Source organism: Roseibium limicola (genome assembly GCF_017313085.1).
Taxonomy (GTDB): Bacteria; Pseudomonadota; Alphaproteobacteria; order Rhizobiales; family Stappiaceae; genus Roseibium; species Roseibium limicola.
In genome coordinates this window covers 1-18,226 of sequence record NZ_JAFLNF010000012.1, presented here as the reverse complement: position 1 = coordinate 18,226, position 18,226 = coordinate 1, and the positions used below count along the sequence as shown (strand labels likewise).

The following is an 18,226-nucleotide window of genomic DNA, read 5'->3' as shown; positions in this document are numbered from 1 at the left end:
GCATCATGAGCGGGACCCTTCGCACGGTCATAGTGAGACTTTCGCAGGCGATTCCGGTGATTCTGGGTGTGGTCGTGGTCAGCTTCGTGCTGACCAGGGCCCTCCCGGGAGACCCGGCGGTCTATTTCGCGGGTATGGCAGCGGATGAAAACTCCATTGCGGAAACCCGAACTGCCCTGGGCCTGGACAAACCCATGGCCCAGCAGTTCCTGGTCTATGCAGGCGATGTGCTGGCCGGGGATCTCGGGCAGTCCCTGTCGACCGGGCAACCGGTGCTGCAGGATCTGATGACCCGGCTTCCTGCCTCGTTGGAATTGACTTTGACGGCGCTGGTCTTGTCCTGCCTGATCGCAATTCCATTGGGCATTCTGGCAGCGACGAGGCCCGGATCGGTTGCCGATCACCTGTGTCGGGTGCTGGTGACGGCGGGCGTCTCCCTGCCGACGTTCTTTACGGGCGTGGTGCTGATCTACGTCTTCTATTACCTGCTTGGGGTGGCGCCATCGCCAGTCGGCAGGCTGGATTTCATCTACATCGAGCCGGACCGTATCACCGGGTTTTATCTGATCGATGCAGCCCTCGTCGGTGATTGGGAAACCTGGGGCGCGGCGGCCAAGCAATTGATTCTGCCGGCGATCACCCTGTCGCTCTTCACCTTGGCGCCGCTGGCCCGCATGACCCGCGCTGCAATGCTGTCCGCCCTGTCGTCGGACTATATCCGCACGGCGCGTGCCGCCGGACTGACCGAGAGCAAGGTGCTTTACGCCTATGCCTTCCGCAACGCTTTGCTGCCGGTGGTCACCACCCTCGGCATGGTCTTCTCCTTCACGCTCGGCGCCAATGTGCTGGTCGAGAAGGTGTTTGCCTGGCCGGGGATTGGCTCCTACGCGGTCGAGGCGCTTGTCGTGTCGGACTACGCAGCGGTTCAAGGGTTCGTCCTGGCCATGGCGCTGCTGTTCGTGGCGCTGAACCTGATCATCGACCTGACCTACACGCTCATTGACCCGCGAATTGGATTTGAGACCCGATGACCGACCTTTCCTCGCCATCGCCAAGGCTCAATCAGGATGGCGCGCTGGCGCATGTCGCCTATGTGCTGCGGTCCAACCCGGTCACCCTTCTGGCGTTCTGCATGTTTGCGGTGCTCTTGGTCATGGCCTTGTTCGGACCGTATCTGGTGCCGCATGACCCTTTGGTGTCGAATGCGGCCCAGGCACTGCAGCCCCCGTCGCTTGTCCATTGGTTCGGGACTGACAATCTTGGGCGCGATGTGTTCAGCCGGGTGGTTGTGGCAGCGCGCCTCGATCTGGCGATCTCCGTCGCAGCCGTGGCTCTGTCCTTCGCCATCGGCTCGGTTCTGGGCAGCATCGCCGGATATTGGGGCGGATGGCTCGATACGGTGTTGAACCGGGTGTTCGACACCATCATGGCCTTTCCGCTCTTTGTCCTGGCCATGGGTATTGTTGCAGCCCTTGGCAACACGGTCGAAAACATCGTCTACGCCACGGCGGTCATCAACATTCCTTTCTATGCCCGGTTGGTGCGGGCGGAAGTCAACATCCGGCGCAATGCCGGCTTCGCCCAGGCTGCCAAGCTGGCCGGCAACTCCGACTTGCGCGTATTGGCCTTTCACATTTTTCCGAATGCGCTGCCGCCGATGATGGTCCAGGTGTCCCTCAATCTCGGGTGGGCGATTCTCAACGCCGCCGGCCTGAGCTTCATTGGTCTCGGCGTGCGCCCACCGACCGCCGAATGGGGGATCATGGTCGCCGAGGGGGCGAACTTCATCGTCTCGGGCGAATGGTGGCTGGCAATCTTTCCGGGACTGTCACTGATGTTCGCCGTGTTCACCTTCAATCTACTGGGAGACGGGTTGCGCGACATTGTCGATCCCCGGCAACGCTCATGAGCTTATTGTCCATTGAAGACCTGAAGGTCACTTTCGCCACCCGCCGGGGCGATGTCGAGGCTGTCCGGGGCATTTCGCTTGAGGTCACGAAAGGCGAAGTGCTGGGCATTGTCGGTGAATCGGGATCCGGCAAGTCCGTGACATCTTACGCGCTGATGCGTCTGCTGGAGAGCAACGGCCGCATCAGCGGTGGGGATCTCACCTATGGCGGTGTCGATCTACGCGTTGTCCCGGAAAGCACCATGCGGGATCTACGCGGTCGGGAGATCTCGATGATCTTCCAGAACCCGCGCGCCGCGCTCAATCCCATCCGCAAGGTCGGCCACCAGATCGAGGATGTGCTGCGTCGTCATGCCAGGGCCACCCGATTCACCGCCAAACGTGAAGCGATCCGGGCGATGGAAGCGGTGAAAATCCGCGATGCCGAGGCGCGCTATCATGCCTACCCGTTCGAGCTGTCCGGCGGCATGTGCCAGCGTATCGTCATTGCCATCGCTTTGGCTTGCGATCCAAAGTTGCTGATTGCCGATGAGCCGACGACCGGGCTCGACATCACCACCCAGAAGGCGGTGATGGATCTGATTGCCGACCTCATCCGCGAGCGCGGCATGAGCGCCATGGTGATCACCCATGACCTGGGTCTTGCTGCGCAATATTGCGACCGGATCGCGGTGATGAAGGACGGTGTCATCGTCGAAGAGGGCTTGCCGGAGAAGCTGTTCTCGGATCCGAGCCACCCTTACACCCGCAAGCTGGTGGATGCGACGCCAAGAGCTGACGCCTCCATTCGTTCCCTGTTGCCACCGGAGCAGCGCACACCGGAACCCAGCCTGACCGAAGTGACGGCGCCTTTGCTTCAGGTGCGCAACCTGGTGAAGACCTATCAGGGCAAGTCCGGGCCAGTGCATGCGGTCAAGGGCATCTCATTTGATGTCGGCAAGGGCGAAAGCGTCGGTCTCGTTGGAGAGTCTGGCTGCGGCAAGTCCACCACCTCGTCCATCCTGGTGCGCCTCGATGATGCGACGTCGGGCGAAATTCTGTTCAACGGCGATGATTTGGCCAAAACCTCTGCCCGGACGTTTGCCCGCGATCCCCGCCGTGCCTCAATCCAGATGGTGTTTCAGGATGCCACCGACAGTTTCAATCCGCGCCACACCGCCGGCCAGTCCATTGCCGAGCCGCTGAAACGTCTCACCGGGCTGACGGGGGATCAGCTCAGCTTGCGTGTCGAGGAGCTTGCCGAGCTGGTCGGATTGCCATTGCCGCTGCTGAACCGATTTCCGCATCAGTTGTCCGGCGGTCAAAAAGCTCGTGTCGGGATCGCCCGTGCCATCGGCGTCAACCCGGACTTTCTGATCCTGGACGAGCCGACTGCCGCGCTGGACGTCTCGATTCAGGCCATTGTTCTCAACCTGCTCGTTGACCTTCGGCAGAAGCTCGGCATCAGCTATCTCTTTGTCAGCCACGATCTGCATGTGGTCCGGCTCTTGTGCGACCGGGTCATCGTGATGAAAAATGGAGAGATTGTTGAAGAAGGTCCGGCAGATCAGGTCATGAGTGCGCCTTCGCACCCTTACACCAGGACCCTGCTGTCTGCCGCTCCGCATCCGCCCGCATTGACTGTGTCCGTGCCGTCGGCTGCAGAATGACCACATGTGGAATGACAAAAAGAAGATTTCGAGGATACCATGTTTGAATTGCCCTTCACGCTTCCCTCCATTCACGCCGCCTACCAGCAGGGCACATGCCCGGAGGCCATTGTGGAAGAGGTTTTCCGACGCATCGACGTGGTCGCGGATCCCGGTATCTTCATCCATCTTTTCGACAAGACTGAGGTGCTGGAAGCGGCTAAGGCGCTGGGCGCGTATGATCCGGACAAGCCGCTTTGGGGTATTCCGTTTGTCATCAAGGACAACATCGATGCTGCGGGCAAGCCGACAACGGCGGGATGCCCGGCCTATGAATATCACGCTGATGAAGATGCCTTTGTGGTCAAACGCCTGAGAGATGCCGGCGCGCTGCTGATCGGAAAGACCAATCTTGACCAGTTTGCCACCGGACTTGTCGGCGTGCGCTCGCCGTTTCAGCCGCCGAAGAATTCGGTTGATCCGAAGATGGTTCCCGGTGGCTCGTCGTCTGGTTCTGCCGTTGCCGTCGGGCACGGCATTGTCAGCTTTTCGCTCGGCACGGATACGGCGGGCTCCGGTCGTGTGCCAGGCGCCTTGAACAATATCGTCGGGTTGAAGCCGACCCTGGGCGCGCTGTCGGCAACGGGCGTCGTTCCGGCCTGCCGCACGCTTGATACGATCTCCATTTTCGCCCTGACCGTCGATGATGCCTATTCGGCCTATCAGGTCGCTGCCGCTTTCGATGCGGGCGACGCCTATTCGCGCGATATTGCGGCGCCCGAGCTGCCTCCGCTGCCCGGCAAGCTGAAGATCGGCATTCCGGATACCGGAAGCATCGAGTTCTTTGGCGACGAGCTTCAGGCGCGATCCTTCTACGACACGGTTGACCTGCTGAAGCAGCAGGGCGCAGAGATCGTCGAGGTCGACTTCACGCCGTTCTATGATGTGGCGCATATGCTGTATGAAGGTGCCTGGGTGGCAGAGCGTCATACGGTTATCGAAGAGCTCATGCGCGACCAGCCGGAAGCGGTTCATCCGACGACTGTCAAGGTTGTCAGTGCAGCGCTCAAGTTGTCGGCAACCGATGCGTTCCGTGGCTTTTACCGGCTGAAGGAACTGGCGCGAAAGACCGAGCCGGTTCTGGCCAGCCTCGACATGCTCTGCGTGCCGACCATGCCGACCTTCTATTCTGTCGCGGATCTGGAAGCCGATCCGATCGGACCGAACTCTCGCAATGGCACCTACACCAATTTCGTCAATTTGCTCGACATGTGCGGTTTGGCGGTTCCCGTGGCGCCGCGCAGTGACGGGCGTCCCGGCAGTGTCACCCTGCTTGCCGCCGCCGGCAAGGACTGGGCCGTGGCCGCGCTGGGCAGAAAACTCGAGCAGCTTGGATCCCATACTCTCGGCGCGACCGGTTGGTCCTTGCCGGAGCCGGTGACGAGTTTGCCGGGAGCAGCCCCCGGCGAACTCGCCATCGCCGTTTGCGGTGCGCATATGTCCGGCATGGCTCTCAATCATGAGCTGACATCCCGTGGTGCACGTTTCCTGGAGGCGGCTCGCAGCAGCGATGCCTATTCCCTCTACGCACTGGCCGGTGGTCCGCCGAAACGGCCGGGCCTGGTGCGCGGCGCAGAGGGGTCAGGGGCCGAGATCGAGGTGGAAGTCTGGGCAATGCCCGCCGAAAATGTCGGCAGCTTTCTGGCGGGCATCCCGGCGCCCCTTGGGCTGGGCAAGGTCACACTGTCCGATGGTCGCGCTGTCACCGGGTTCATCTGCGAAGGCTCCGGGACTGCGGGGGCAGACAACATCACCCATCTTGGCAGCTGGCGGACCTTTATTGCAGGTCCCAACACCGCGGCGCCTGTGGTCGCCGCAGAATAGAGGCCGACAGGCCGGTCGTCAGCTTTTGCCGGTGATCTCTGGAACTCAAAAAGCCCGGTGGGAAAACCTGCCGGGCTTTTTTGTGTTCGCTGCAATCCTGTGCGTTGATATTGCGTGCGGGCAACGGCTCAGGATATGAAACGGTTCATTCGTTTCATGAGAAGGAATTCAGATGAGCCTGTCACTGTTCGACCTGACTGGAAAGCGGGCCCTGGTGACCGGTTCGTCGCAAGGCATCGGCTACGCGCTTGCCGGTGGCCTTGCCAGAGCCGGTGCGGAGATCGTGCTGAACGGTCGCGATGCCGCCAAGCTGCAGGCCGCGAGCGCTGCGTTGAAGGAGGAAGGGTTCACCGTTCATGAGTTGACGTTCGATGTGACGGATCATGAAGCGGTGAAGCTGGCCATTGATGACTTCGAGGCCACCGTCGGTCCGATTGATATTCTGGTCAACAATGCCGGCATGCAGCACCGAGCGCCGTTGGAAGAATTCCCGGCCGATGCGTTCGATCGTCTGCTGCAGACCAATATTGCCTCGGTTTATCATGTCGGACAGGCGCTCGCCCGCCACATGATCGCGCGTGGTCGGGGTAAGATCGTCAACATCTGCTCGGTTCAGACGGCCTTGGCGCGCCCTGGCATTGCGCCTTATACCGCCACCAAGGGGGCTGTTGCCAATCTGACCAAGGGCATGGCGACTGACTGGGCGCAGTATGGCCTTCAATGCAATGGTCTGGCGCCGGGGTATTTCGACACGCCGTTGAATGCCGCACTGGTCGCGGATCCGGAGTTCAGCTCCTGGCTGGCAAAACGCACACCCGCCGGCCGCTGGGGCAAGGTGGAGGAGCTGGTGGGAACCTGCATCTTCCTCTCCTCACAGGCCTCTTCTTTCGTCAATGGAACCACCGTCTTCGTCGACGGTGGCATATCGGTGTCCCTGTAATGAGCGCATATGTGATGATGGGCGTCTCCGGATGCGGCAAAAGTGAAATTGGTCAGGCCTTTGCCGATGCCATCGGTGGACGCTTCATCGATGGCGATGACCTGCACCCGGAGGCGAATATCGAAAAGATGAGCCGTGGCGAACCGCTGAACGACAGTGACCGCGAGCCCTGGCTTGATCAGGTGGGGCGCAAGCTCGATACCGATGAAAGGGTGGTGATTGCCTGTTCTTCGCTGAAACGGGTCTACCGCGAGCGCATTGCCCGAAACGCCGGGCGTCCGGTCACGTTCCTGTTTCTCGAAGGCACGCGGGAGGTCCTGTGGGAACGCATGAAGCACCGCACGGGACACTTCATGCCGGTTGCCTTGCTGGACAGTCAGTTGGCAACCCTGGAACCGCCGGCATCCGATGAGCTCTGCGTGAAAGCCTCGATCGATCAGCCGCGTGAGCAGGTGGTTGCCGCGTTTCTTGCCGGCCTGAAGCAGGTTCGCAACGCGGACTAAGTCCATTGCGGCAAAGATAGCATGCCTCAAAGCACAAAGTGCTTGAGTGGCATCCAGAGGCCCATGGCCGTCATCATCAGACTTTCGGTCAGGGAGACGAACCCGAGCGGCACGGAGGAGCTTCCGCCGACGCAGGCGCATTTGAGTTCACGCTTGTCGATATAGACCGCCTTGAACACGCTGACGGCTCCGATAATGCCGATGAACAGGGCAACTGGCGCGGACGACCAGACGAACAGGCCGGCCGTCATCAGGATACCGGCGAGGGCCTCGGCGAAGGGGTAGACTTTTCCGTAAGGCACCCACTGGCGCGCCAACAAATCGTAGTTGAGAAACATCGTCGAGAAACTCTCGATGTCCTGCAGCTTCTGGATGGCCAGAATGGTCATGGACAGGGAGATGAACCACTCGGCCGCACGCAGGGTGAAAAAGCTCTCATACTGGTGCCAAGACAGCCCAAGAGCCAGCAGCAGCGCTACACAGAAGATAGCGATGACTGGCTGATAGGTCGTATCGCTTTGCTCTTCGGGTGGCGGGTCTAGCTTGAAAAACACCCGGAGATCGTCGTAGCCGCCGACCCTCTGGCCATCGATGAATGTCTGCGGTGTTGTCTCGACGCCATGCTTTTGCATGAAGGCATCGGTTTCTTCCCGCGTTTCCAGGTGATGGTCCTCGACCTCATAGCCTTGACGCTGCAGCAGGTCCTGAGACTTCAGGCCGTAGGGACACGTATGCTCGGGCATAACCATCCGATAGAGGACGGCGCGTTTTTCCGAAGCGTTCGTTGACATCGCTTGGCTCCTTATCTGTCGGCTGTGAGCTGAGCTTCTGCGAGCTCGACACTTGATTTTCCAACAGACCGAAGCCGTAAAGGTTCCCTGTCGCGCCGGACGCGGTCGCACTGGCACCGATCCTGAAATAGAAAAGTCGACCCTTGCGGCGTCGGTGGGGACCTGTCGCAAGGGTCGACCTGAACGGACGACGGTGATGACGTTTTGACCGGCGCCCGGTCTCTCAGTCTGACGGATCAGGTCTCGACGCTCGGGTATTCCTTGTCGCGCCAATGCTGCAGCTTGGCGGCAAATTCACGCTGGAACGAGAGCGGGCCGGATTTGGTCAGATATGGTTCGTCGTAGATGCCGATGAACAGCGTCAGATTGAGGAAGAAATGCGCGCCCATCTCGAACAGCGCTACATAGTCGTGGTTGATCAGTGCATCGCGTTCCGCAGTCGTGAAACCGTGCACGGTTGAGGCTTCGCCTTCATTGCCGATGAGCTTCGGCCCAATCGATTGTTCCCAGGTGACCACGAAGCTGCGCGGGTCTTCAGTGTAGCGCTTCAGGTAGTCCGGGTCACGGTCGACCGTGAACAGGAACTTGTTGACGTAATACTTGCTCATGCCGTCTGCTCCTTGGGATACCAGGTGAAATAGGCTTCCATGGTGTGAAAGAGGTCGAGGTTGTCGACGTAGTCAGCGCCTTCGGCCCCGGCGACGCCCAGCATCAGAATGAAGTTCAGGAAGCCGTGGGTCGCGTTGCCGTTCCTGGCCATGGTTTCGTGGGTGACATTTTCTAAAATGGCGTCGATGTCACCGGCCTTGAGCCATTCGATGGCCTGACGGTCGAATACGGGATCCGGCCCGGTTTCCATGAACTGGCGTGGTCCGCCGAGTTCCAGTGACAGATGGCCTGTGCCGATGGCAGCGACTCTCTTGTCGGATGGAAAATCGTCGATAGCTTTGCGGATAGCCCGGCCCAGATCATAGAAGCGCCGCGGCGTGTGCAGGGGCGGGGCAAAGATGTTGGTGTAGATCGGCACGACCGGCAGATCGTTTTCCGGCCGCACGGTAATGATCGGGCAGATGATCGAATGGTCGATCTTCAGCTCATTTGAAAAGGCCAGATCGAAATTCTGGTTCATCAGCGACTGATGCATGAACCGCGACATGTCTTCATCACCTTCCAGAACATACTTCGGAATGCCGAATTCGCGCTCTTCATTGTAGAAGGTCGCGTCATAGCGTTCCGCCTTGCCGATCAGAAACTGCGGGCAGTTGTCGAGGAAGATCTGATGGAAATGGTCTGAGCCGATCATCACCAGAATATCCGGCTTGGTCCGGGACAGGGTTTCCCGATACGCCTCCACCTTGCGTTTCCACTCCGGTGCTTGCGGCATCTGCTGCTCCGGCGGCATGGTCGTGGCCTTCAGATAAAACGGGTGGTGCGTTGATGCCAGGGTGGCGACAAGCTGGGCCAAGGTTTGAACTCCTATCGAAAGTGGCACTCGCGAGCGCCAGACGTCACGCGGCGCGGCCGTTGCCGACCGCGCCAGTTCCAAAATCAGTTTGCAAAGAGGTCGCGTTCCAGACCGGCAGCCTCGAAGATGTGATCGCGACTGGCGGCAAGTTCCGTGGTGAGGCGGCCCAGGTCGAAACCAAGCAGCTCACCGCGCCATTTCTTGACCTTGCCGGCCACCAGAACGGTGTCGACATTGCTGCGCTCCATCAGCGTGACCACGGCGCCCGGCACATTGTTGAGTGGCGCAACATTCAACGTCTCGGCATTGAGCAGGAGAATGTCCGCCTGTTTGCCCGGCGTAAGGGAACCGATCTTGCTGTCGAGCTTCAGCCCTTCCGCGCCGCCCATCGTCGCCGTGCGGATGGCTTCCAGTGTTGTCATCAGCTCCGGATAGTCCTCTCCTGCCAACGCCTTTTCATTCGCAAGCATGCGCTGCAGCGTGATCAGCCCCCGCATCTGGGTAAAGGGATCGGCGGTCATGGTGCACTCCACGTCCGTAGACAGGGAGGTGCTCATCCCGAGATCGATGGCTTTTTGCACCGGCGGCATGCCGTGGCGCATCTGCATTTCGATGGGAACGGAGAGCGACACATGCGCGCCTGCATCGGCGGCGTATTTCCAGCCCTTGTCGGACATGCCGGTCATGTGGATGAAGATATTGTCTGGCCCGAACTGCCCGCTGGCACCGAGCGTGTCGAAGGTCTCCTGCATGCCGAAGGTACCGACCACATGCAGCGCAATCGGAAGTCCGAGCTCGCGACCGATCTTCCAGGCCGTCTCATACCCGGGCAGATAGATCTCGCCGCCCATGACCATGGTCATCAGTTGGTCGTCGGAAGAGAAATACTGCTGCTTGATGCGCTTGGCATCCTGCGGGTATTGCGCCCGGTCGCCCCAGCCCTCGAAATATCCGAACACCGAGCGACGTCCGGCATCCATCATGCCTTCTATGGCGGCATCCGAATGTTCCGGGGAGTGGTGGATCTGGCTGACATCCATCACGGTGGTCACGCCGGCATCCAGCTGAGACAGAGAGCCGAAAAGCTCGTTGATGTAGACGTCTTCCGGGCGGTAGACCATCGAGGCCTGCTGCAGCACCGCCTCATAGTAGTTCAACCTGGCTGAGGCTCGACCGTCGTTGATCAGGATGGCATTTGCCAGCTGACTGCGTAGCGCCGTTTCGAACTGATGATGGTGGGTGTCGACAAAGCCGGGCATGACGATCTTGCCGCTGGCGTTGATCACGGCGGCATCGCCAGTCTCGATTTTGGAGGCAACTTCGACAATACGACCGCCTTCGATCAGCACGTCGCCGACGGCAAAATTTCCAACGGCGGCGTCCATGGAGAGAACGGCGCCCCCTTTTATGAGAATGCGGCGGTCCGGATCACCGATTCCTGCGGGCAGGGTGCTGGCAGCGGAATCCTGAGCCGCATTGCTGCCGGAAGCGATGAAGCTCCCCGCATTGGCCGCCTGATCGGAACCGGTGCTGTCGTGCAGAAAGTCGCTCCGTGCGAGGCACGTCAGCCCCGGCATTTTAGGATTGCAGAGTCGACACATGGCTTGTCCTCCCTTCGCCGTGTGTTGCCTCATGCCTGCATGATCAGGTCCCGATCATGGACTGCAGGATGGGGTAACGATTTATTTCGTGGGCAATATGTGACGCTGCCTCTCGCAGTGATGGCAGGCGTTCTTCCACCAGGCTTTCCGGGGTAATGCGTCCCGTGTAGCCGGAGGTGTTCAATGCGGCGATCGTCCGGCCTTCCAGATCCCGGATGGGAACCGCCAGAGCGGTGATGCCGTAGTCGAGCTGGTCAACCGTGGTCGAATAGCCCTTGTCGCGCACATCCATGATTTCCCGGCGCAGCTGACAGGGGTCGGTAATCGATCTGGAGGTAATGGCTTCTGGCTTGACCGAGGCGATGTAGGCATCAAGGGCGGAATCCGGCAGGCCGGCCAGAAGCACGCGTCCGAGTGATGTGGCGCATGCAGCGTACCGAGCGCCCACGACGGCCGCGGCCCGCCGGGCGCGTTGCACGGAATAATGCGCGATATAAATGACGTCGTGACCGTCCAGGGTTCCCACTGACGAGGCGTCGCCGAATTGTTCCACCAGGGAGCGCAAGTTGGGCTGCAAGACCTCACCAATTCCCGCAGAAAAATAGAACGTCGACCCGAGCGACATGATGCGTGGGCGCAAGTGGAAGCGTTTGTCCTTCTGCCCGACATAGCCAAGCGTCTGCAGAGTGATCAGGCTGCGACGCGCAGCGGCTGGCGTCAGCCCGACACGGCGAGCCACTTCGCTCAAGGTCATTTCAGCATGGGTCGCGTCGAAGCATTCGAGAATGGCCAGTCCCTTGGCCAGGGCTTCCACGAATTCAGACGGGCGCTGGGCGTCATTTTTCTGGGTCACGTCGTTCAACTCAAGCATTCCTTTTCGGGAGGCGGCATTTTGAAAGCGGCAGGAGCGGCGGGGAATGAGACCCGGCTTGATGCTCTCAGTCATAGCGTCTGGATGTACCGGACGCCAATGGTCTGCCGTTGGGACTTCCTGCGCCTGCTTCCTCCCTTGCGTACTAATCTTTCAGCCTGCTGGAGCCTGGAGACCGATTGTTACTTGACGCCACCCTAAATGGCTTCTAACTTTTCGGCAATAGGAAATAATTTCGCATACCGAAAAAGAGGAACGTAATGCGAATAGGAAAGCAAGACCAGACCTACACAGCCATCGCCACGTCAGACGCCGAGAGCGTCACCGTGCGCGGCCATGACCTCTGTGATGATCTGATCGGCAGAGTCGACTTCACCGACTACTTCTGGCTTCTGGTTACGGGCATTCGACCAACGGCCAATCAGCGCTCGATGATGGATGCCTGTCTGGTGTCTATTGCCGAACACGGGCTTGTGCCGAGCGTACAGGCCGCCCGCATGACGCTGGCAGCAGGACCAGAGTCCTGGCAGGGCGCCATGTCCGCAGGCTTGCTTGGCATGGGCAGTGTCGTTGCAGGCAGTTCGGAATCCGCCGGCAAGTTCCTCGATCAGATCATGCGCCGTGCCGAAGCAGAGAACATCGAGATCGAGGCCGCCGTCATTGCAACGCTGAAAGAACTGAAGGCCGCGCGCCAGAAAGTGCCCGGGCTTGGACACCCGCAGCATTCGTCGGGCGATCCACGGGCCAACAAGCTTCTTGAGATCGCTGATGAGCTGGGTGTGACGGGAAAATACATCTCGACCCTCCGTATTCTGGCAGAGCATGCCCCCGGGATTATCCAGCGGCCGCTTCCGATCAACGTCTCCGGAGCCATTCCGGCCACCATTCTGGATGCGGGATGGCCGGTGGATGCCCTCAAGGCGGTGCCGCTTCTGGCTCGCACGGCGGGCCTCGCAGCCCATCTTCTGGAGGAATCCCGCCGTTCCATCGGCTTCATCATGTCCCACCAGGCGGATCAGGCGATTTCCTATGATGGGGAACCGTCATCGAAAACCGGCCCGCAAGAGAAGGCGTGAGGAGAAACCGATGGTGAAAATCCTGAAAGACATTCGCGTTGTGGAGCTGGGAACCTACATAACCGGTCCGGCAGCAGGCATGCATTTGGCCGATCTTGGCGCGGACGTCATCAAGGTCGAGCGTCCCGGCACGGGCGATCCGTTCCGTGCCTTCAAGGGAGGTCTCTACTCGCCGCATTACCAGACCTACAACCGCAACAAGCGCTCCATCGCCATCGACACCAAGGACCCGGACGATCTGGCCGTTCTTTATGATCTGGTCGCAACGGCTGACGTGTTCATTCAAAACTTTCGTCCCGGCGTGGCGGAAAAGCTGGGTGTTGGCGAGGACGCACTGCGGGCGGTCAATCCCTCGCTGATCTATTGCGCGATTTCCGGCTTTGGCAAATCCGGCCCGTCCAGAGATCGCCCGGCATTCGACACCGTGGCGCAGGCGGCCAGCGGATTCTTGCGTCTGGTGACCCCGCCGACCAATCCGCGAGTTGTGGGGCCGGCAATTGCCGATGCGATCACCGGGCAATATGCCTCCATGGGCATTCTCGCAGCGCTTCTTGAACGCAGCCGGACAGGCAAGGGGCGGCGGCTGGACATCTCCATGCTGGAGGCCATGGCCCATTTCAATCTCGACAGCTTCACCCATTACTACTCGGTTGGCGAGATCATGGGGCCGCTGTCCCGACCTGTCGTGTCTCAGAGCTATACGTTCGAATGCAGTGACGGGAAGTGGGTCGCCATACATATGTCCTCGCCGACGAAGTTCTGGGAGGGACTTCTGGAGGCGACTGCACAACAGGCCTTGAACGACGATCCGCGCTTCAATGAAAGGCTGGAACGGATCCAGCATCAGGACGAGTTGATCGAGATCTTCACGCCGATCTTCAAGACCGACACACGCGATGCGTGGTGCGAGAAACTTCTCCAGGCCGAAGTCCCGCATTCTCCAGCCTATGATTCTGATGAAGCTCTGGAAGATCCACAAGCTCGGCATTTGAAGATCGCAGTTCCGACCCATCATCCGGAAATGGGCGACAGCACGACGGTGCGCGCTCCCTATTGCTTTGATGATCAGCCGGATCTGGAGGTCGCGGCCCCGCCGACTCTCGACCAGCATGGCGCAGAAATCCGTGCCGAGTTGCAGCGCCGCAAGACGGGGTGACGATCCGCCGGACGGCTCATCCGTGAGCCGTGCGAGGGAGAAACGAAAAGCGGAGGAGAACACATGAACACGGAGGAGACCCTGCAGGCAGTCCCGGCCAGCGATGTGCGGACCGCCAGCAAGGACATGCTGCAAAAGCAGCTCTACGCAATCTTCACGCAGCCCACCCGGGGGCTGCACCCGGTTTTTGCCGGCATTCAGGAGCACCTGAAGTTTCAGGTGTCGCTGGAGCGCGAAGGCATTCTCTTCGCCGCCGGGCCGATGTGGACCGACGACGAGGAAAGTTGGGAGGGCGACGGTCTGGTTGTTGTCCGGGCATCCTCTCGCCAGGCCGCCATCGAGATCGCCGAGCGCGATCCCATGCACAAGAGCGGTGCCAGGACGTTTTCCGTTCGTCCCTGGATGATCAACGAAGGCAGTACGACGGTTCGACTGGATTTCTCCAGTCAGAGCTTTGAGATCCTTTGACAAGGATATGGGAGGAAACAATGAACACTTTGATGAAACTGATGGCGGTTGGAATGCTTGCGCTTCCAACGCCGCTGATGGCACAGGAAACGGTCTATCTCACGGTGGCCTCCAGCCATCCGACGGTTATTCCCTGGGTCGGCATGATCAAGACCCACTTCATGGCGCGCACCGATGAAATTCTCGCGGAAGCCGGCGACTACAAGATCGAGTGGAACGAGGCCTTCGGCGGCCAGCTCTACAAGGCCAACGCCACGCTGACCTCCGTTGAGGAGGGGATCACCGATGTTGGTTGGGTGTTCTCCTTCCTGGAAGCGGCAAAGCTGCCGTTAAGTCAGGCGTCCAGCTATGCGCCGTTCTCCACCAGCGATCCGGCGGTGCAGCTGGAAGTGATGGAAGAGCTGTTTGAAACCAATACGGCGTTTCGCAACGAATGGGAGAGCCATAACCTGAAGGTTGTCGGCTTCACCGGCACCGACAGCTATGATCTTTACACCAAGGCACCGCTCGAGCAGGGCTTCAAGTCGATCGACGGCATGAAACTCTCGGCTCCCGGCGTCCTCGGTAACTGGCTGCGCGGAACGGGTGCCAACGCCGTCGATGGCGCTCTGACCACCTTCTATACGGACATCCAGACCGGCGTTTCTGACGGCGTTCTGTCTCTGGCGCTTGGAGTGCTGCCGTCCAAGATCTACGAGGTCGCACCTTATATTACCCGTGTTGATCTGGGCGTCGCCTTCTCCGGCGCAGTCGCCGTCAATCGCGACACCTGGGACGGTCTGCCGGAGGAAGTCCAGACAGCCATGGTCGAGGCTGGCAAATACTATACCGCCTCGCATGGCAAGGACTTGCTGGAGCGTCACGAGTTCGCGTTGAACAAGATGGTCGAGGCCGGAGCTGATCAGTCGCCATCGGTGTCCATCACGCCGATGGCGCAGACCGACCGCGAAGCCTGGGTGGCTGCCATGCCGAATATCGCCAAGGAATGGGCTGACAGCCTCGAAGAAAAAGGTGTGCCGGCCGGCGATTTCATGAAGGCCTATCTGGATGGCCTGCGGGCCAAGGGCGAAACGCCGGTCCGCGATTGGGACGAAGATCTCTGAGAACCGCAGGTCAACTCACGTGACAGTAAAACCGCATGAAAGGGGCGCCCCGCGATCGGGGCGTCCCGCCATCACGCTCAGCCGACTATGGGCTGCGCTGGTGGATGGGCTCGCAGCGCTGGGCACTGCCCTGATCTGCGTCCTGATGATGATCATCTGTTCGGATATCCTGGCGCGGAATGCTCTGGGAGCGTCGCTGCCTCTGGTCTCGGAACTCGGCGCTTTGCTGCTCGTCATGATCGTTGCCCTGCAGCTGGCGGCCACGGTTCGTGCCGACCGTTTGGCCCGTACGGAAATCTTCTACACCGGCTTTCGCGCCGCCTGGCCGCGTGCCGGGGCGCTTTTGTCTGCGTTGTTCAACCTCACGGGGGCCGCTGTCATTGGCGGCATGGCCTGGGCCACCATCCGGATCTTCGGCAAGGACTTCGCTTCGGGCGAATACATAGGGGTCACTGGCATTGCCACTTTCCCCACCTGGCCGTTCCGCGCGCTGATCCTGGCTGGCATGGCCATTGCTGCCCTGCAGTTTGTCGTCCTCGCCTTTGCTGATCTTAAAACCATCTTTGCCCCGCAGGGTCGGAAGGGAAAGCCATGAGCCCGGTTGAAATCGGCAGTCTCGCCGTCGCCGCCTTGCTGGTGCTGATCTATCTCGGCATGCCCATTGGGGTCGGCATGCTCGCTGTTTCCTTTTTCGGGGTTGCCGCCTTGCGCAATGAAGTTGTCTCCCTGCGCATGCTCGGGGCTGTCGCCAACGACTCCTTGCGGGAATATCTCTTCGCCGTTGTGCCGCTGTTCGTCCTGATGGGCCTGCTGGTGACGGTCTCCCGGGTCGGCAAGGACACGTTTGATGTCTTCCAGCAGCTGTTGCGGCGGGTCACCGCCGGATTGGGCATCGCAACGGTTTTCGCCAACGCCGTCTTTGCCTCCATCACGGGCATTTCCATCGCGTCGGCCACGGTCTTCAGTCGTGTCGCTGTGCCGGAAATGAGCCGCCATGGCTACACCAAGAAATTCGCCACCGGGGTCGTCGCTGGATCGTCTGTCCTGGGAATGCTTATTCCACCTTCATTGCTGATGATCATCTATGCCGTGTTGGCGGAAGAATCTGTTGGCCGCATGTTTCTCGCCGGCGTTGGTCCTGGCTTGCTGCTGTCGGTGGCCTTTTCCGTGGTGATCTTGCTGCTGGCGAAATACCGCCCGGGTTTTGTCTTTGAACCCACCGCCAATGGCGAGGGGCGTCTGGACCATCGCGGCGATGAAAGTGACAGCGCCCGCGCCTTGGCGGCCAAGGCCGTGCCGATCGTTGCCTTGATGGTTGTTGTGCTTGGCGGGCTTTACGGCGGCTTTCTCAACCCGACCGAAGCCGGTGCCGCCGGGGCCCTTGGGGCGCTGGTGATCGCCTTGCTGCGACGCTCCCTCGATGGCCGCAAGTTCTGGAACCTTCTGGTCGAAACCGGTCAGATCACCGTCTCGGTGCTGTTTCTCATTCTGGCCGCGACCTTCTTCAGCCGCATGCTGGCTCTGAGTGGTGTGCCGCGTGAGTTGGCGGAGCTGATCCTTTCCAGTCCGCTCGGGCCTTATGGCTTCCTCATCCTTTATCTGCTGCTGATCATTGCGCTCGGGTGCCTGATCGACAGCATTTCCATCATGCTGATCCTGCTGCCCATCGCGCTGCCTGTTGCGGGGGCTGCAGGCTTTGATCTGATCTGGTTTGGGGTTCTGACGGTCGTCTGCGTCGAAGTCGGTCTGCTGACACCGCCATTTGGCTTGTCTGTCTACATCATCAAATCGGCAATGAATGACAAGGACCTGAAGGTCGGCGAGATCTTTGCCGGTGCGATGCCCTTCGTTGCCGCCATGCTGCTGTCTATCGGCCTCATTATTCTGTTCCCGCCCATCGCCACCTGGCTGGCGCGGCTCTAGCCCCTTCATGAAGGAAACGCTCGACATGACCCGACTTCTCTTCATTCCCGGAAGCCTGCGGGAGGCCTCGTCTTCCCGCGCCACCGTCGGCGCCCTTGCGCAGGGCCTTGGCGACACGGTTGAAAGCACCGTCGCCAACATCGGCGCATTGCCACATTACAACGCAGATCTGAGCGACGATCCGCATGTGGGCGGCTTTATCAAGCAGATCGCCGATGCAGACGGCCTCGTCTTTGTCACTCCGGAGTATAATTTCAGCGTCCCCGGCGTCTTGAAGAACGCAATCGACTGGGCCTCTCGCCCGGCTTACGCTTCTGTCTTCAAGGCCAAGCCGTGCTTCGTTATCTCGGTGTCGGGAGGTGCCTTGGGCGGCGTTCGCGCTCAGGCCCATCTGAAGTACATTCTGAACGGCATGCTGGCCGAGGTCTTCACCTGTCAGGAAGTCGTCATCACGCAGGCCAACGCCAAGGTGAAGGATGGACAGCTGAGCGATGAGACAGTCCTGACCTTTGCCGAAGAGCATCTGTCCGCCTTTCTCAAAACACTTGGGGCCTCTTCTGGCGCCAATCCGCGCATGACACAGGGCTGATCCGGGGCAGGCAAGGCGCTGGATGGGGCAGTGGACGGCCAGGTCAGAGGCGCAGGAAAGTCTCTTGAGAACTGTCAGCGTGTTGATAACACTCAAGAACGTAGGGTTTCTAAGGCGGCGGCTTGTGGGTAACCTGATCTCGCCAGAGCTAAGCCGGGAAAGAAGCTGAAAAAAGTTTCACGAGATTGAATTTTATGCGTTGACCCCTGTGCCTGGTCTCCGTATAAGCCTGTTCATCGACGGCGGCCACGTCGCTGGCGAGAGTGCCTTGCGCACTAAATTCCGGGAAATTGGCGATTTTGGCCTGAGAGCGATTTCG

The 18,226-nt window shown here is 60.0% G+C and carries 18 protein-coding genes; 13 read left to right on the top strand and 5 right to left on the bottom strand.

Annotation, left to right across the window (positions count from 1 at the left end):
* Positions 1-5 precede the first annotated feature (5 nt).
* From J0X15_RS19445 to J0X15_RS19420, 6 genes are all read left to right on the top strand, one after another.
* Positions 6-1,031, top strand: a complete 1,026-nt coding sequence (locus J0X15_RS19445) for an ABC transporter permease (protein ID WP_206944537.1) — start codon at positions 6-8, stop codon at positions 1,029-1,031.
* Entirely contained in the window at positions 1,028-1,909 is an 882-nt protein-coding gene (locus J0X15_RS19440; protein ID WP_206944535.1) for an ABC transporter permease, read from the top strand. The genes J0X15_RS19445 and J0X15_RS19440 overlap by 4 nt, the downstream gene beginning before the upstream one ends.
* Positions 1,906-3,558, top strand: a complete 1,653-nt coding sequence (locus tag J0X15_RS19435; protein WP_206944534.1) for a dipeptide ABC transporter ATP-binding protein — start codon at positions 1,906-1,908, stop codon at positions 3,556-3,558. The genes J0X15_RS19440 and J0X15_RS19435 overlap by 4 nt, the downstream gene beginning before the upstream one ends.
* A gap of 39 nt (positions 3,559-3,597) precedes the next feature.
* Positions 3,598-5,421 (top strand): allophanate hydrolase, encoded by a 1,824-nt coding sequence (gene atzF, locus J0X15_RS19430; RefSeq protein ID WP_206944532.1) that lies wholly within the window; start codon positions 3,598-3,600, stop codon positions 5,419-5,421.
* A gap of 172 nt (positions 5,422-5,593) precedes the next feature.
* Entirely contained in the window at positions 5,594-6,361 is a 768-nt protein-coding gene (locus J0X15_RS19425) for an SDR family oxidoreductase (RefSeq protein ID WP_206944530.1), read from the top strand.
* Positions 6,361-6,864 carry a gluconokinase gene (locus J0X15_RS19420; RefSeq protein WP_206944528.1) on the top strand — a complete coding sequence of 168 codons (504 nt, stop codon included), beginning with the start codon at positions 6,361-6,363 and terminating at the stop codon, positions 6,862-6,864. The genes J0X15_RS19425 and J0X15_RS19420 overlap by 1 nt, the downstream gene beginning before the upstream one ends.
* A 26-nt stretch (positions 6,865-6,890) precedes the next feature.
* Here J0X15_RS19420 and J0X15_RS19415 read toward each other — a convergent pair whose 3' ends face one another.
* From J0X15_RS19415 to J0X15_RS19395, 5 genes are all read right to left on the bottom strand, one after another.
* Positions 6,891-7,655 (bottom strand): glutaredoxin family protein, encoded by a 765-nt coding sequence (locus J0X15_RS19415; protein ID WP_209015481.1) that lies wholly within the window; start codon positions 7,653-7,655, stop codon positions 6,891-6,893.
* 236 nt (positions 7,656-7,891) lie between these two features.
* Positions 7,892-8,263: a hypothetical protein gene (locus tag J0X15_RS19410; RefSeq protein WP_206944525.1), complete on the bottom strand. Its 372-nt coding sequence runs from the start codon at positions 8,261-8,263 to the stop codon at positions 7,892-7,894.
* Complete coding sequence (locus J0X15_RS19405) at positions 8,260-9,120, bottom strand: DODA-type extradiol aromatic ring-opening family dioxygenase (protein WP_206944523.1); 861 nt, start codon at positions 9,118-9,120, stop codon at positions 8,260-8,262. Before J0X15_RS19405 ends, J0X15_RS19410 begins: the two co-directional genes overlap by 4 nt.
* 83 nt (positions 9,121-9,203) lie before the next feature.
* A complete protein-coding gene (locus tag J0X15_RS19400; protein ID WP_209015480.1) occupies positions 9,204-10,697 on the bottom strand; it encodes an amidohydrolase family protein in 1,494 nt (497 codons plus the stop codon).
* A gap of 67 nt (positions 10,698-10,764) precedes the next feature.
* On the bottom strand, positions 10,765-11,592 hold the full coding sequence (locus tag J0X15_RS19395; protein ID WP_206944513.1) for an IclR family transcriptional regulator domain-containing protein: 828 nt from the start codon (positions 11,590-11,592) through the stop codon (positions 10,765-10,767).
* A 260-nt stretch (positions 11,593-11,852) separates the two neighbouring features.
* On the opposite strand from J0X15_RS19395, the gene J0X15_RS19390 reads away from it, so the two are divergent.
* The 7 genes from J0X15_RS19390 to J0X15_RS19360 all read left to right on the top strand — a co-directional run bounded on the left by J0X15_RS19390 (position 11,853) and on the right by J0X15_RS19360 (position 17,907).
* A complete protein-coding gene (locus tag J0X15_RS19390) occupies positions 11,853-12,668 on the top strand; it encodes a citryl-CoA lyase (protein WP_206944511.1) in 816 nt (271 codons plus the stop codon).
* A gap of 10 nt (positions 12,669-12,678) precedes the next feature.
* Positions 12,679-13,824, top strand: coding sequence for a CaiB/BaiF CoA transferase family protein (locus tag J0X15_RS19385; protein WP_206944509.1), 1,146 nt, complete (start codon positions 12,679-12,681; stop codon positions 13,822-13,824).
* Positions 13,825-13,887: 63 nt separating this feature from the next.
* The gene (locus J0X15_RS19380) at positions 13,888-14,292 is read left to right on the top strand and encodes a YciI family protein (protein ID WP_206944507.1); all 405 of its coding nucleotides are present in this window, start codon (positions 13,888-13,890) and stop codon (positions 14,290-14,292) included.
* A gap of 20 nt (positions 14,293-14,312) precedes the next feature.
* Complete coding sequence (locus J0X15_RS19375) at positions 14,313-15,395, top strand: C4-dicarboxylate TRAP transporter substrate-binding protein (protein ID WP_206944505.1); 1,083 nt, start codon at positions 14,313-14,315, stop codon at positions 15,393-15,395.
* 19 nt (positions 15,396-15,414) lie between these two features.
* The gene (locus J0X15_RS19370) at positions 15,415-15,990 is read left to right on the top strand and encodes a TRAP transporter small permease subunit (protein WP_331461957.1); all 576 of its coding nucleotides are present in this window, start codon (positions 15,415-15,417) and stop codon (positions 15,988-15,990) included.
* Positions 15,987-17,318, top strand: a complete 1,332-nt coding sequence (locus J0X15_RS19365) for a TRAP transporter large permease (RefSeq protein ID WP_206944500.1) — start codon at positions 15,987-15,989, stop codon at positions 17,316-17,318. Before J0X15_RS19370 ends, J0X15_RS19365 begins: the two co-directional genes overlap by 4 nt.
* A gap of 25 nt (positions 17,319-17,343) precedes the next feature.
* The gene (locus J0X15_RS19360) at positions 17,344-17,907 is read left to right on the top strand and encodes an NADPH-dependent FMN reductase (protein WP_206944498.1); all 564 of its coding nucleotides are present in this window, start codon (positions 17,344-17,346) and stop codon (positions 17,905-17,907) included.
* Positions 17,908-18,226 lie beyond the last annotated feature (319 nt).

Excerpts from the sequence above, each read along its gene's own strand:
- J0X15_RS19445 (WP_206944537.1), top strand. The coding sequence starts at position 6 with ATGAGCGGGACCCTTCGCACGGTCATAGTGAGACTTTCGCAGGCGATT.
- J0X15_RS19440 (WP_206944535.1), top strand. The coding sequence starts at position 1,028 with ATGACCGACCTTTCCTCGCCATCGCCAAGGCTCAATCAGGATGGCGCG.
- J0X15_RS19435 (WP_206944534.1), top strand. The coding sequence starts at position 1,906 with ATGAGCTTATTGTCCATTGAAGACCTGAAGGTCACTTTCGCCACCCGC.
- atzF (WP_206944532.1), top strand. The coding sequence starts at position 3,598 with ATGTTTGAATTGCCCTTCACGCTTCCCTCCATTCACGCCGCCTACCAG.
- J0X15_RS19425 (WP_206944530.1), top strand. The coding sequence starts at position 5,594 with ATGAGCCTGTCACTGTTCGACCTGACTGGAAAGCGGGCCCTGGTGACC.
- J0X15_RS19420 (WP_206944528.1), top strand. The coding sequence starts at position 6,361 with ATGAGCGCATATGTGATGATGGGCGTCTCCGGATGCGGCAAAAGTGAA.
- J0X15_RS19415 (WP_209015481.1), bottom strand. The coding sequence starts at position 7,655 with ATGTCAACGAACGCTTCGGAAAAACGCGCCGTCCTCTATCGGATGGTT.
- J0X15_RS19410 (WP_206944525.1), bottom strand. The coding sequence starts at position 8,263 with ATGAGCAAGTATTACGTCAACAAGTTCCTGTTCACGGTCGACCGTGAC.
- J0X15_RS19400 (WP_209015480.1), bottom strand. The coding sequence starts at position 10,697 with ATGCCGGGGCTGACGTGCCTCGCACGGAGCGACTTTCTGCACGACAGC.
- J0X15_RS19395 (WP_206944513.1), bottom strand. The coding sequence starts at position 11,592 with ATGCTTGAGTTGAACGACGTGACCCAGAAAAATGACGCCCAGCGCCCG.
- J0X15_RS19390 (WP_206944511.1), top strand. The coding sequence starts at position 11,853 with ATGCGAATAGGAAAGCAAGACCAGACCTACACAGCCATCGCCACGTCA.
- J0X15_RS19385 (WP_206944509.1), top strand. The coding sequence starts at position 12,679 with ATGGTGAAAATCCTGAAAGACATTCGCGTTGTGGAGCTGGGAACCTAC.
- J0X15_RS19380 (WP_206944507.1), top strand. The coding sequence starts at position 13,888 with ATGAACACGGAGGAGACCCTGCAGGCAGTCCCGGCCAGCGATGTGCGG.
- J0X15_RS19375 (WP_206944505.1), top strand. The coding sequence starts at position 14,313 with ATGAACACTTTGATGAAACTGATGGCGGTTGGAATGCTTGCGCTTCCA.
- J0X15_RS19365 (WP_206944500.1), top strand. The coding sequence starts at position 15,987 with ATGAGCCCGGTTGAAATCGGCAGTCTCGCCGTCGCCGCCTTGCTGGTG.
- J0X15_RS19360 (WP_206944498.1), top strand. The coding sequence starts at position 17,344 with ATGACCCGACTTCTCTTCATTCCCGGAAGCCTGCGGGAGGCCTCGTCT.